This is a genomic window from Cohnella sp. CFH 77786 (genome assembly GCF_019400745.1).
Classification (GTDB): Bacteria; Bacillota; Bacilli; order Paenibacillales; family Paenibacillaceae; genus Cohnella.
Window position 1 is genome coordinate 94,943 of sequence record NZ_WJIB01000005.1, and the last position, 14,019, is coordinate 108,961.

Annotated in this window: 10 protein-coding genes and 1 pseudogene; 8 read left to right on the plus strand and 3 right to left on the minus strand. The window is 61.4% G+C overall.

Features of this window, described 5'->3' with window-relative positions:
- Positions 1-50: 50 nt before the first annotated feature.
- Positions 51-1,232, plus strand: a complete 1,182-nt coding sequence (locus GE107_RS09590; protein WP_219639474.1) for an MGDG synthase family glycosyltransferase — start codon at positions 51-53, stop codon at positions 1,230-1,232.
- Here GE107_RS09590 and GE107_RS09595 read toward each other — a convergent pair.
- Positions 1,162-2,274 carry a glycosyltransferase family 4 protein gene (locus GE107_RS09595; protein ID WP_219639475.1) on the minus strand — a complete coding sequence of 371 codons (1,113 nt, stop codon included), beginning with the start codon at positions 2,272-2,274 and terminating at the stop codon, positions 1,162-1,164. The two genes, GE107_RS09590 and GE107_RS09595, sit on opposite strands and share 71 nt — an antisense overlap.
- Positions 2,275-2,429: 155 nt before the next feature.
- Positions 2,430-3,536, minus strand: coding sequence for a YheC/YheD family endospore coat-associated protein (locus GE107_RS09600; protein ID WP_219639476.1), 1,107 nt, complete (start codon positions 3,534-3,536; stop codon positions 2,430-2,432).
- A gap of 141 nt (positions 3,537-3,677) precedes the next feature.
- Between GE107_RS09600 and GE107_RS09605 the strand changes: the two genes are divergently transcribed.
- The 3 genes from GE107_RS09605 to GE107_RS09615 are packed head-to-tail and all read left to right on the plus strand — an operon-like array spanning position 3,678 to position 6,620.
- Positions 3,678-4,691: a phosphotransferase gene (locus tag GE107_RS09605; protein ID WP_219639477.1), complete on the plus strand. Its 1,014-nt coding sequence runs from the start codon at positions 3,678-3,680 to the stop codon at positions 4,689-4,691.
- 5 nt (positions 4,692-4,696) lie between these two features.
- Positions 4,697-5,818, plus strand: a complete 1,122-nt coding sequence (locus tag GE107_RS09610) for a glycosyltransferase family 4 protein (RefSeq protein ID WP_219639478.1) — start codon at positions 4,697-4,699, stop codon at positions 5,816-5,818.
- Positions 5,819-5,822: 4 nt separating this feature from the next.
- Positions 5,823-6,620: a HipA family kinase gene (locus tag GE107_RS09615; protein WP_219639479.1), complete on the plus strand. Its 798-nt coding sequence runs from the start codon at positions 5,823-5,825 to the stop codon at positions 6,618-6,620.
- A 207-nt stretch (positions 6,621-6,827) separates the two neighbouring features.
- Here GE107_RS09615 and GE107_RS09620 read toward each other — a convergent pair whose 3' ends face one another.
- Positions 6,828-7,247, minus strand: coding sequence for a hypothetical protein (locus GE107_RS09620; protein ID WP_219639480.1), 420 nt, complete (start codon positions 7,245-7,247; stop codon positions 6,828-6,830).
- 54 nt (positions 7,248-7,301) lie between these two features.
- Between GE107_RS09620 and GE107_RS09625 the strand changes: the two genes are divergently transcribed.
- The 4 genes and pseudogenes from GE107_RS09625 to GE107_RS09640 all read left to right on the plus strand — a co-directional run bounded on the left by GE107_RS09625 (position 7,302) and on the right by GE107_RS09640 (position 13,944).
- Entirely contained in the window at positions 7,302-9,152 is a 1,851-nt protein-coding gene (locus GE107_RS09625; RefSeq protein WP_370636334.1) for a putative thiazole-containing bacteriocin maturation protein, read from the plus strand.
- Complete coding sequence (locus tag GE107_RS09630; RefSeq protein WP_219639481.1) at positions 9,149-11,092, plus strand: TOMM precursor leader peptide-binding protein; 1,944 nt, start codon at positions 9,149-9,151, stop codon at positions 11,090-11,092. Before GE107_RS09625 ends, GE107_RS09630 begins: the two co-directional genes overlap by 4 nt.
- 22 nt (positions 11,093-11,114) lie before the next feature.
- Positions 11,115-12,701, plus strand: a complete 1,587-nt coding sequence (locus tag GE107_RS09635; protein WP_219639482.1) for a SagB family peptide dehydrogenase — start codon at positions 11,115-11,117, stop codon at positions 12,699-12,701.
- 343 nt (positions 12,702-13,044) lie between these two features.
- Positions 13,045-13,944, plus strand: a pseudogene (locus tag GE107_RS09640) (aldo/keto reductase).
- Positions 13,945-14,019 lie beyond the last annotated feature (75 nt).

A 14,019-nucleotide genomic window follows, 5' to 3' on the forward strand; every position in this document is an offset into this window, starting at 1 on the left:
ACCTCCGGAACGACGTTCTCTGGGATCGAAACTTGGAAAGAAGGGGCCAGATGAAAAACAACCCACGCATTCTGATCGTTTACTCCACGTTCGGGGCTGGGCATCTCCAAGCGGCCGAGTCCATCCGGCAAGCCCTGTTCGCGCAAGGCGTGGTCCAAGTCGACATGATCGATCTGCTCGAAGAAGCCCATCCGTACTGGAACGCCTTTTCCCGGTACGCTTATTTGCGCAGCTCCGCCTATTTTCCCCGGATTTACGGCTGGAGTTACGATTTGACCAACCAGGCTCGTCCCGACCCGAATGTCAGCCGGTTGTTCCATTCCCTCGGCATGAAGAAGCTGAAGGAGATCGTGGAGCGGCTCAAACCGGATGCCGTCATTCATACGTTTCCTTATTTGGCCATGTCGGAATGGAGCGGCAAAGGCGGTTCGGGCATTCCGACGTTTACCGTTTTGACCGACTACGTGCTGCACAGCCGGTGGGTCCATCCGGATACGGACCGATACTTCGTGGCAACCGAACGGTTGAAACAATCGTTGATCGCGGCCGGGATTGAAGAGAACCGGATCTCCGTCACCGGCATCCCGATCCGCCGGGCGTTCGAACAACGGTTCGACCCCGAGGCATTGCGCGCCAAGCACGGGCTTGATTCCCGCAAGAAATACGCGCTGATCTCGGCCGGCGCTTTCGGCGTTCAGTCGCATGTGCGTAAGATGGTCCAAAGCGTATTGGATCATACAGAATGCGATATCATTCTCGTCTGCGGTAAAAACCGGAAGCTGCTGCGCCGCATGGAAGCGGCGTACGGCCTGGAAACGCGGGTTCGCATCATGGGATTCGCGGAGAGGATGGAGGAGTGGATGGCCGTCTCCTCGTGCATGCTTACGAAAGCGGGAGCGATCACGCTCACGGAAGCGCTGGCGCTGTCGCTGCCCGTCATCGTATATCGGCCGCTGCCGGGTCAGGAGAAAGGAAACGCCGGGGTATTGTCCGAGTTGGGCGCTCTCTATGCGGCCGACAACGCGGGGGAATTGGCGGGATGCCTGGCTAGGCTGGAAGAAGATCCGGCGAGAAGAAGAATGGTGAGGGCGATGCAAGCCTTGTACCGGAGAGGCGCCGCGGACCGGATTGCGGCGGAAGTCAGGGAAACCCTGGGCGCCGTCAGGATTCCCCGGGAGAGTCCGGCGATTCGTACAGCCGGATCAGACGAATGGCAGTGGCGGACCAATTGAAGCGGTTCAGGCAGTCTTGGCGGGCTTGAAGCTTCAGGACGCGCAGGAAAGCGGAATCGTTCGCGACGCGGACGATCGCCTCGGCGAACGATCGGGGATTGCGGTAGTCGCGGATCAGAATTCCGTTCCGGTTATGGATCACGATTTCGCCGATCCCTCCGATATCGGAAGCGATGACGGGCAACCCGGAAGATAAGGCTTCGACGTTCACGAGACCGAATGCTTCGTGTTCCTGGGAAGGGCAGACGAAGACGTCCGCTTTGCGGAAAACCCGGTGAATGCGGCTATGCGGAACGGTACCGAGGAAGTCCGCGGAAACGCCCTTTTGACGGGCCAAAGTCCGCATGCGAAGAACGTATCCGCCGTTTCGGGAGCCGCCTGCCACGATGACTTTGAGCGGTTTGCTTACGCGGTCCTGAGCGTGCTTGACGGCTTGGAGCAGCACCGGCAGTCCTTTGCGCGGGATCAACCGCCCGGCAAAAAGCAAGGTGAACGAACGGCCCGATTTTCCTTCGTCCGCGGGGGAGAAACGGGCCGTATCCACGCCCAGCCATACTTTGCGGATCTTATGGGCGACGCCGGGAAACCGAATGCCCAGCCGGCTCTTGAGGGAGGAACTGTTGGCGATAATGATATCGGCTGCCCGCAGTCCGGCTTCCGCGGCGGCGCGGTCGGCATAAGGAGGGCTGACGAAGGTCAGGGAATGCAGGAACAGGGAAACGAGAGCCGTCGGAAACATCTGCTTGATCGCGCGGACGAACCGCGGCCGGTTGTCGATCTGGATCACGTCGAATTCCTTGCCGGCCAGAAATCGGCGAACGCGTGCCAAATAGTTCGACGGGCTCCCCGCCTGCACGCGGTGAATGTGCACCCCTGAGACGACGGAATGATTGGGGTAGCGGGGATGGGAACGGCTGATGACCGTGACCGAGTGGCGCAGCTCCGCGAGCTTGGCGGCGACCGCCAGGATGGTGATTTCGACGGAACCGCCCAGGATCGGGGGAACGGGAATCTGTTCGGGCGCGACAATGGCGATGCGCATGAATCGTCACCTGCTTCAATTGTGGGAGATCACCACAATGTATGTCCGAGCGGGATTCGCAGTGAACCCAGTTTGCGCGCCGATAGCCTCTTCCGCTCATCCGATCGGCAAGAGGCATGCTTAAATTGAATCAGGGAGGCGTCGTCATCCGCGGCCTATGGCCGGCGAGCGGTCAAATACGAGGCGAAACCCGCCGTCAAATCCGTGACGCGCCGAAGCATATCCGAAGTGAGCAGATCCCGGCCGGGCACCGTATTGAAGTCCAGCAAATAGATGCCGCGCCTGCGGTCGACTGCTACGTCGATGCCGAGATGGCTGAGGGTCGGTCTGAACAGCGTCAAGTACCGGGCCGCTTCCAGTGCCGGCTTCACCAGCTCTTCCGCGGACGGAAGGGGCACCCCGCTGCGGCTCGCCCACCGGCTGAGCTCCAGCCAAGTGGTCTTGGACCCGCCCGCATGGCTGTTGGTCACGATGGAGCCCGGCTTGCCGAGCTTGGGCCGGATGCCCGCCGTATGCCAGTTGCCGTCGGAGCCCCGGTGCACGACGACGCGGAAATCGATTTTGCGGCCGTCCCGGCGGATCAAATCGAGTCCTTGCTGCGCAAGATAGTTCCGTTTTTTCAACAGCCGTCCGGCTATCCCCGTCAATTTCTCCAGCGTAACCTTCCCTTCGATTTTCGGAATCTCTCCGTGTTTCGACGAACGCACCTCGTACCGGCCGGGACCGGATTGCCGGATTTCGAGAATGCCCTTTCCCTGATAACCGAGAACGGGTTTCAAATAGACATTGCCCCAGCGGCCCAGCAGCCGGACGAGATCCGACGCCCGGTCGGCCGGTTCGCTTTCCGGTACGTAACGCGCAATGCGGGGGTGAAGGCTCAGCAGGCCGTGCAATTCGGCTTTGTCGAAAAACCGGGGGTTAAACGCAGGGATGCCAAGCTCTTCGAACTTGCGTTTGACCGCCTTGGCTCCAAGCCCGAGACCCCGGATTCCGACCGGATAGTTCTCGTACAAGACGTCCGGCAGGGGATGCCATTCCCTGCGCCAGCCGGACTGGCCGTCCTGCGAGCGGGAGGACCAGGCATGGACCCTGCGCCGCTTGAAATCCACGTCCTCCGAGCGGAAGAACAAGACCTGAAGGCCGTAACGTTTGCCCGCCGAATGAAACAGCCGCCAAGTAACCGCAGGACGGAAGGTAGGGGAAGGTCGTCCGGAACCCCGGGCGGGAAAAGACTTCTGCAGTATGCCGAACCGTTTCGTCATCCCATCACGCTCCCTTCTCCCACGATATGTTCCGGGCGGGCGATCGGATGGCCCAAATGTGCCGGGCTCGGGCCGATGTCGTTCCCTCATCTGTCCCTTTACATAAAGTTAATAAAAGGGTTCTGCAAAGGAGAACTGACGTTGACAGACCGCACGATCGAACGGCTGGCCAGATCGTTTCACGTACGCGTGGCGAGCTCCCGGAAGATCAAATCCGGGGTGCGGATGCTCGTTGCCCCGAATGGAAAGGCGTACGCGCTGAAACGGATGCGCTGTCCCGCCTCCAGGCTGCGTTGGATGGACCGGGCATTGCGAATGACGAGGCGCGGATTTCCCGCCATCGCCTGGCGCGACCCGAACGGGCGCGACGGACGTCTTCTCTCCGCACGGTTCGGCGGCCGGGGTGCCGCATACGTTCTTACTCCCTGGATCCGCGGCCGGGAGCCTTCGCCCCGCTCGGAACAAGATTTGCGGGCGTGCGCCGCGGCGCTCGCGCGATTTCATGCCGCGGGAAGCGAGGCGGCATTGTCGGAATCGGGCGGTTACAGCTTGCTGGGGAAATGGCCTTCCCTGCTGAAGGGCCGCAGCGCGCTTATCGCCAAATGGGTGCGGAGAGCGAAACGAGGGGAGCTTCGGGGCACGCTTGGAGACTGGCTTCGCCGGCATGGGGACGATTTGCTCCGGAGAGCGGAAGAGGCGCTCGCGCTCCTGAAACGCAGCCCCTACCGGGAGCTGTGCGAATCTTCTTCGGGAAGCCGTGCGCTCTGCCATGGGGACAGCGGGCCCAAAAATTTCGTGCTGACCCGCGAAGGTCCGTATCTGATCGATTTCGAAACGCTGCGGCTCGACCTGCGGGCTTACGATCTCTACCGCCTGATCCGGCTTGCATGCAAAAGCGGAGGATGGCGCTACGAAACGGCCAAAACCGTGCTTGACGGTTATCAAAGGGTCTCCAGGCTGAAGAGCTCCGAATTCGACATGATCAAGGTATGGCTTCTGTTTCCGAATAAGGCTTACAAAATCTTGTCGCGCCTTGACGGACCGAAGGTCCGGAATCCGCGCCGTTTTGCGGGAACGTTGCAAGCGGCCGCATCCTCCGAACGCGGGCTGACGTCTTTTCTCCAGGACTGGGACCGCGATACGACGAAGGGTTGAAAGCCATGAGAATTTGGGTTTTGACGAACGAATATGCGGGGGACGTCATCGGCGGTCTCGGCGTCGTGGCGACGAATCTGTCCAAGGCGCTGGCGCGCAGGGACGGCGTGCACGTCACGGTCATTTGCAAGGGGCCAAAGCGTTCCGTCACCGTGACGGAACGTCCTTCCCTTACGGTGATCCGGTTTCCCCGGGGGTCCCGATACCATTCGTACGCCAATCAAACCTTCCTCGCGGAACCTATTGCCGGATGGTTGAAACGTCGGGGCATTCCGAAACCGGACGTCATCCAAATCCACAGCCTGCAATGCGATAAGCTCGCCGAGTATTTCAAGTGGAGATACGGAACGCCCGTCATCTACACGTGCCATTCTACCGTGGCGGGGGATCATGGGCTGCGCGGCTGGGAGAAAATGGCTGCCCGCCAAGAGAGAGTGTTCCGGATCGCGGATGCCGTGACCGTTCCCAGCGAGTGGCAGAAATCGGTCATTCGGAGATTATATCCCGATTACTACCGTGAAATCCAGGTCATTCGCAACGGCGTTTCCGGAAGCTTCCGAAAGCGGAGGCGGCGGGTAAGCCGGTACCGTTTGCTCTACGTCGGGCGTTTGACGCGGAACAAAGGCATCGCGGAGCTGCTGCGCGCCGTAGCCTTGTTGAGGAGGAATCATCGCCGGGTAAGGCTGCATCTCGTCGGAGGAGGGTCCCGCTACTACTCCTTACGGTTCAAAAAGTTGGCCCGCCAATTGAGATTGACCCGGAGGGTTCGCTGGCTGGGCAAACGCCATCCGCTGTCGGTGCAAAGAACGTACCGCAACTACGGCGCGGTCGTGGTGCCGAGCAAGCACGAATCCTTCGGCTTGGTCGCGCTGGAGGCGATGGCCAGCGGCGTACCCCTTGTCGCCACCCGCAACGGGGGACTCGCGAGTTTCGTCCATGATGGCAACGCGCAGGTGATCGCCGGGGTTACGCCTTCCCTGATCGCGTCGGCCATTCGGCGGATGTGGAGCGATCCGGCGTTGACCGCCGGCAGGGCGGAACAGGCTGAGGCGACGGCACGGGCTTACCAATGGGCGGACATCTCCGGGCAGTATCACGAACTCTTTTACCGGTACCGAAGAGGGTGAGCGAATGTCGACGCATAGATGGACGTTGGAGCGGGATTGGAAGTCGAAACGGCAAGGACAGGTGTGGATCGTTCGGGATTCCTCGGGGAACCGCGGCTATTTCAAATTCGCCCGCAAGGACCAATGGTATTATTCGGGTCCGCTCGTCGCGAACGAATATATCGCCGCGGCCCTAGCCAAACAGCTGGGTTTTCCCGTGGCCGACCTGGAATGGGCGGAGGTTGACGGTCCCGAGCGCCGGTCCGAGCGAGGCGTCGTGTCGCGCGCGGCAGGCGCCTGGGAAGTGATCACCTGGAGAGAGGCGGACAGCCGGGTTCGCCAGGATCCCGCGAAGTACGTGAACCGGTTTGGACAACTCCGGCAGCTGATCGTGTTCGACGCCTGGATCGCGAATCTGGACCGCGCATCGGGGAAAAACCTCATTCTGTACCGAAACGGACCGCACGAGAAGTACGATTGGTATTTGATCGATCACGGGAATTCGCTTTACGGCTCGCCAAGAAAATGGAAGCGGGGCTCATGGAAATCCGCCTACTGGAGGAAGATTTGGCGTTACTATCATACGCCGAAGGGACTCCTTCGCGTTCAGTCGTCTTGGGCCGCGCTGAAACCGATGGTCCGCCGGATCGAAGGTCTGTCGTCCTCGCAGATCGAAGCGGCGTTGCGAAGCGTGCCGGCAGGATGTTTGCGCGGCCGCGACAGGCGCTTTACGAAACGATTTCTGCTAACCAGAAGAAATCAGCTGCGCGGCATGATCAAACGGTGGCTGGCTTACCCCGGGGTGAAGGAATCCCGGCTGTAACCGGTTTGCGGTGTCTGCCTCCCGGCCGACGGGGAATCGGCCGAGGAGGCTATTTTTATGCCATGGGCGCGTGAACCAGTAACAAGAGCGGAGCCGGATTCATAAATTATTTTGTCGATAGGCGCTTTCGTTAAGCGACGCAGCAATCGCCCGGCATCAATTATGAAAATGGAGGGTTAAACCCATGGATGAGTTTCAACAGGGACTTCAGAATCTGGACGTGTCCGCGTACCAGGCCGGTCCGGTCGTCCCTTCGGACGCGCAGGGCCAAGCGGTCGCGGGAGACCGGCTTTGCATCGGTTTGTGCATCGGTTTTGGCGTAGGCTTCTGCGCCGGTTTCTGCGGCTTCCGATGCGCGCCTTGCGCTCCGTGTGCGCCGTGTGCTCCCTGTGCGCCTTGTGCGGGATGCGCGGGATGCGCGGCGTGTGCGGGGTGTGCGGGGTGCGCCCGTTGCTTCCGCTGCGGCGGCTGCTTCCGCTGCCACCGCTGCTTCTGATCCGGAACCCGACACCATCCGTTCGTTTTCAGCGAGTTAAGCCCTGCGGCGCCGCGGCCCGCCAGGGCTTTTCTCTTTTCCGTCCGACATTCTCCGAACGGGAGTCGGACGAAGTCGGTTTTTCTTGGCATGATAGACAAATTCCTGCACATACCCATAGAAGGGAGGGAAAGGAGGAATGGCGCTTGAAGCCGTCCATGCGCCCTAAGGTGAAGGGAGACACGTTTTTTCTTCCCGACCCGGAAGGGATCGTGTATTTTCGCAACAATCAAGGCTCGTTCCGAATGGAGGGCAGCATGATCGACCGCTGGATCGAGCAGCTGATCCCGATGTTCGACGGCCAGCATACGCTGGAGGCGTTGACCGACGGCTTGCCGGAGGCCCACCGGAACAGGGTGTACGAAATCGCCGCCACTCTGATCCAGAACGGATTCGCGAGGGACGCCAGCGAAGACTTGCCGCACGGGTTGCCGGACGGCGTACTGGAGAGGTTCGCTTCGCAGATTGACTTCCTCGATGCCTTCGGAGGTTCCGGGGCGAACCGCTTCCAGCGGTACCGCGAGTCGGAGGTGCTCGCAGCCGGCAGCGGTCCGATGCTCGTGTCGCTCGTCTCGTCCTTGCTGGAGTCGGGTTTGTCCCGTTTCCGCATCGTGGCATGCGGCAGTACGCCGACGGACAGGCGTCGGATCGGAGAGCTTGCGGCATATGCCCGGTTGACCGATCCGGAAGTACGCATCGAGGAATGGGCTTATGGAGGGAACGTACCGTGGAGCGAAGTCGTCGGCCCGTTCGACCGGATTCTCTACGTTTCGTCCGAAGGCGGCATTCCCGAGCTTCAGGCGTTGCACCGGGTTTGCGTCGAACGCAAGAAGACGCTGCTTCCCGCCGTGTTCTTCGCGCAAGTCGGCATGGCGGGTCCGCTCGTGTCCCCGGAATCGGACGGGGACTGGGAGTCCGCCCGGCGACGCCTCCATCGTCACGAGATCGTGAAGGATCCGCTCGAGCATGCGCCGTCATCCGTTGCCGAGGCGATGCTGGCGAACCTGCTCGCGTTCGAGCTCTTCAAATCTCTGACCGGAACCGGCGTGCAGGAGCTTCGGGACCAGATCTTCCTGCTTAATCTTGAAACGTTGGAAGGAAGCCGTCACGCGATTGTTCCTCATCCCGCCCTGAAAGCCCGTTACATCGAACCGCTTCGGGAACGGCCATTAACCTTACCGATGGACAGGGAATCAGGAACCGTGGAGGCTGCCAAGTTGTTCTCCGGTTTCACCCGGCTCACCTCCCCGGTCGCGGGCGTTCTCCACTGTTGGGATGAGGGGGATTATCGCCAGCTTCCGCTCTCCGTGTGCAGGGTGCAAGCCGCGGATCCGTTGTCGGACGGTCCGGCAGAGCTGCTGCCGGAGATCGTATGCGGCGGCCTTACGCATGAACAGGCGAGGAGGGAGGCGGGGCTCGCGGGGATCGAAGCCTATGCGACGCGTTTATTTGAGCGGCAGCCGGTACGGATGGGCGTCGGCGCGGGGGCGTCCGTCGCGGAAGGAATCGCGAGGGGACTGCACCGGTGTTTGCAGGAGCGGCTGGGAGATCGGGTAAGGGCGCTTCCCCCGGAGGGGTTGACTGCCGAAGCAATCGGGGTGGAGGATGGGGACCTGGCTTATTATTTAAGATCGTTGACGATCTTGCGGGGGCAACCGGAGATACGCGCCGGACAAGAGATTCTAGGTTTCCCCGTCCGTTGGGTGCGAAGCGGACCGGTCTGGTACGGCGCGGCGGGCTTGAACCGCACGGAGGCGCTGCGGAGCGCGGCTGCTCTGGCGTTATTGTCCGCCCAAACCGGTTCCGACGGGCCAGCTTCGGCGATTCTGCAGCCGGTGATCCGAGAAGCGGAGGCGGAGCAGCTGTCCGCCGCCGAACACGCATTGAGGCGCCGCGGCATTCGGCTCGCCGTATACGACTTGGCGATTGAACCCTTTATGAATGATATTCTGGCCGGCGTATTCGGGGTCGTTTTGCGAGAGGAGGGGGTCCGGTGACGGCGACGGTTTCGATCATCGGGGAAGGTCGTTTGGCGGACCGGGTGAGCGACCGGCTGGGGACCGCGTACAAGCTCATCCGCCAGATCGACTTCCGGGACGGAGCACCCCAAGAAGCGGATTTGGCGCTCGTGCTCAGCGACGGTTGGGCCCCGGGGCTTCATGCGATAGCGGAGGAAACGTTCCGCCGCATGGATACGCCTTGGATTCGCGGGTTCGTATCGTTCGGCGAAGGCATCGCCGGTCCGCTCGTCCGTCCGGACGTACCCGGTTGTTCGCTGTGCGCGGACAGCCGCAAGGCGATGGCGGGGAGAGACCGCCGGGAAACGTGGCTCTTGAGGGAGCGGTTCACGGAACGGCAAACCTCGCCCCGGGACGTATGGGCTTCGAATCCGGGAATCCTCCAGCTTGCGCTGATCCTTGCGGAAGAGTCCGAGCGGCTGCTGAGGGGAGATCCCGTTCGGCTGGAGAACCGGATGTATTTATTGAATTTAACGACGTTAACCCTGACGCGACATTTCATTCTTCCCGACCCGCTGTGCCCGGTTTGCGGAAGATTGCCGGACGATTCCCCTGCAGACGCCCGGATCGCGCTGAGGGAAAGCCGCAAAACCGGAGCCGGAAGCTACCGGACCCGGCCGATGGAGCAATTGGAGAAAACGCTCGAGTCCGATTACCTGGATTACCGGACCGGGCTCTTGAACGTCAAAATGTACGATCTGCAATCTCCTTACGCCGACGCCAGCGTGAATTTGCCGCTTCCCCAGGGCGACGAAGGCACCGCGGGACGGACCCACCGGTATTCGGACAGCGTACTGACCGCGATCCTGGAAGGATTGGAACGGCATTGCGGCTTGCAGCCGCGGGGCAAACGGACTTCGGTCCGCGGCACTTATCGCCAGTTGGAGGAATTCGCCTTGTTTCCCGCCCGTGTCGGCTTGCATGCTGCCGAGCAATACGCGAGGCCGGACTTTCCGTTTCAAGCGTTCGATCCGGAGAGGAACATGAACTGGGTATGGGGCTATTCGTTTCTCGAAGAGCGGCCGATTCTCTTGCCGGAGCCTCTCGTTTATTACGGCACGGGCTGCGGACAAGGGTTCGTCTACGAGACGTCGAACGGCTGCGCGCTCGGCGGAAGCTTGGAAGAAGCGATTTTCTACGGCATCCTGGAGGTCGCGGAACGGGATTCGTTCCTTCTCGCTTGGTACGCGCGTTTGCCCTTGACGCCGCTGGATCCTCATTCGTCGGGAGACGCGGAGCTGTCGCTCATGGTCGACCGGTTGCGGGAGACGGCAGGTTTCGAGGTGCTGCTGTTCGACTCCACGATGGAGCACGGCATCCCATGCATTTGGTCCATGGCCAAGAACACGGGAAGCCGGGGCGTGAATCTGATCTGCGCGGCCGGGGCGCATCCCGATCCGGTTCGCGCAGCCAAGAGCTCGATTCATGAGCTGGCGGGCATGGTCCTGTCCCAGAACGAACGGTTCGAGGCGAATCGCGAAACGTATGCGCTCATGCTGGAAGATCCGTACCGGGTCAGGCAGATGGAGGATCATTCCATGCTGTACGCCTTGCCGGAAGCGGAAAGACGGTTCGATTTCCTGCTGAAATCCGGCAGGCGGACGCAGACCTTCGGGGAAACGTTCGCGCGCCCGGTCTGGCATCCCGATATGACCGAAGACCTGAAGGCGCTGATCTCCGTTTTCCGCCGGCTCGGGCTGGACGTCATCGCGGTCGACCAGACGTCGCCTGAAACGCTGCGGAACGGGTTGCATTGCGTCAAGGTGCTGATCCCGGGCATGCTCCCCATGACGTTCGGCTACCATTTGACACGTCTTCAAGGCTTGGATCGGGTCCTCCGGGTGCCGGCTGCGCTCGGTTTCGTCCCGGAGCCTTTGACGCTCGAAGAGCTCAATCCGCATCCGCATCCGTTTCCGTAAACTTGCGCCGGGGGCTGAGCCGATGGACATCGCCCGTTTTCTGCACGAGCTGCACTTCGAGACCGATAAAGCGAAACCGATCGACTGGGAGCCCGATTGGGAGGATGCTCCGCTTCCGTTCAAGCTTTACCGCCGTTTGCCGTATTATCCGCTGTCGCTGGACGTTCCGCTGACCTTCGCCGCGCTTCGCGGAATCGGCAAGCCCGGCGTGCGGGAGCTCGGCCATTTACTCTGGTATGCGTACGGCACGGCGACCGCAAGCCGGGCCGCTGTGATTCCGGGTCAACCGCCGAATCCGTACGGCTTGTCGGAATGGTACCGGCGGGTCGTTCCTTCGGGCGGAGGTTTGTATCCGAACGAGCTCTACGCTTACCTGAAGCTTCCGGAGCTTCCGGACGGCGTCTACCATTATGATGCCGCCCGCCACCGGCTTGTGCTGCTGAGGGAAGGGAACTACGATTCGTATGTGGAACGGGCGGTCGGCGGGCGTTTGGATGCGTCCGGCCATTTCGGCGTTCTCTTCGTCACGGCCTTCTTCTGGAAAAACTTCTTCAAATACCATGACTTCTCGTACCGTTTGCAAGGACTGGATGCCGGCGTCCTGATCGGTCAACTGCTGGAGGCGGGCAAAGGGTTCGGCTTCGGGGCTTCGGTCCACTATCAGTTCCTGGACCGGGCAGCCGGCCACCTGCTCGGGCTTCGGGAGAACGAGGAGAGCGTGTATGCGGTGATCCCGATGGCTTCAGAGCCGGAGCGGCAATCGGGCAGACGTACGGGTGCCGGCTCGTCGGTTCTCTTGGGCACATCCGAAGAGCTCATCCGGGAAATACCGCCCCTCTTCCATGAGCATTATGTCCGGTCGAAGCGCGTAAAAGCTTATCCTCGGCTGATCCGGATGAACGAAGCTTCCATGCAGCATTCGACCGCCGATTTTCGGATTTTCCGCCACCGGCGGGCGATCCCGAAAGGATTTCGCCGTATCCCTCTGCCCCGAGTCGAGGTCCCGGCGGCCGATGCGGCCGCGTTATCCCGCAAGCGCTATTCGCCGGAAACGGATTTCGTGCTGCGCCGGGTCGGGGGGCATGTGCTGGCGGGCATTTTGAGACAAACCGCGACGTCCTTCCGCTACGTAAGCGATTTGGACGAGGGAGAGGACGAAGCGCCGCCGCGGGTCTTCCTGTGCGGCTGTTTCCATGGTGTCGAAGGCGTCCGGGACGGTGCTTACCTGTACGACCACGCCGCTCACGCGCTCGCGGAAGCGCGGCCGGGAGACCAACGGGCGTGGCTGCAGTACGGATTGACTTTTCCTAACGTAAACCTGTACCAGGTTCCGATGGTGTTCCATGCGGCAGGGGACCGGTTGCACGCTTGGAGGGAATGGGGAGCGAGAGGCTACCGGATTCAGCAGATGGAGGCGGGCATACTCGTCCAGAAGTTACTGCTCGCGATTGCACGGACCGGCATGGCCGGCAGGCCGCTGCTCGGCTATGACGCGTACATGGCCGACGCGTTATTCCGGCTGTCCGAGCTCGGTCAGACGGCTCTCATCCAAATTCCGGCGGGTCCGTACCGGTACAGGCACCGTTACGAAGGAAGCTTGCACGGTTAGCGGAGGGCGGACGGGAGCGTCCGCGGCGATTTCGAACCGCGCGCCGGGAGCCGCGCGGTTCATCGCGGCGAGGGGGCTGTTAACCAGCTCGAGGGCAGCGATAAGCTTGCGGGACGAGCTTAACGTGTGGGCGCGGGGGCTCGAGGGCAGCGATAAGCTTGCGGGACGAACTTAACGTGTGGGCGCGGGGGCTCGAGGGCAGCGATAAGCTTGCGGGACGAGCTTAACGTGTGGGCGCCCCGCACTCTCGTCGGGCGCCACGGCGGTTTTCGCGCGTCATCCGGTTGGAGTATACTGGGAAGTGACTCGAATCGAATCGCTAGCGAAAGAGAGGCGGATCCGTATGGAACGAAGGTTGTACGGCAAGACCGGCATGTCGGTCAGCGTGCTCGGTTTCGGCGGAGCGGAAATCGGGTTTCAAGGCGCCAGCCCTGCGCAAGTGGACAAGCTGCTCGGCAGCGCTCTGGACGCCGGCCTGAACGTCATCGATACGGCAGAATGCTACCGGGACAGCGAGGAGCTGATCGGCCGGACGGCGGCTCACCGCTGAAGCGACTATTACCTGTTTACCAAATGCGGCCACGCATCCGGACTGGGCGGTACGGACTGGGATCCCGCCACGCTGGAAGCGAGCATCGACCGCAGTCTCAAGCGGCTCAAGACGGAGTACATCGACGTTATCCATTTGCACAGCTGCTCCGAGGAAATCCTTCGCCGCGGCGAGGTCATCGAGACGCTTCAGCGCGCCCGCGACAAAGGGAAAACACGCTTTATCGGCTACAGCGGGGATCATGACGCGGCCAAGTTTGCCGTGCGGACGGGGCTGTTCGACTCGCTGATGATCTCTTTGAATATCGCGGACCAGGAATCTCTGAATGAGATCGTTCCGGAGGCGGACCGGCGGGGAATGGGCGTCGTCGTCAAACGTCCGGTGGCGAACGTGGCTTGGCGACACCGGGAGCAGCCGGACCCGAACGCATATGAATATACGTATTGGAATCGGTTGCGCAAACTCGACTACGGCTTCCTGCAGATCGGGGGGCAGGAAGCGGTCGGACAAGCCCTGCGGTTCGCCTTAACGGCTCCGGGCGTGCATACCGCCATCGTCGGAACGGCGAATCCCGGCCGCTGGGCGGAGAATGCCAAGCTGCTGGAAGCGGGCCCGCTTCAGGAGGAGACGTATCACGCCATCCGCGATAGGTGGAAGAAGACGGCGGAGCCGGACTGGATCGGCCAAGAATAAGATCAGCTAAGCCACGATCATCGAGATAAGGGATGAGCGTAAGGTTTCTGGGCCTGCTCAATTTTTATTTCATGG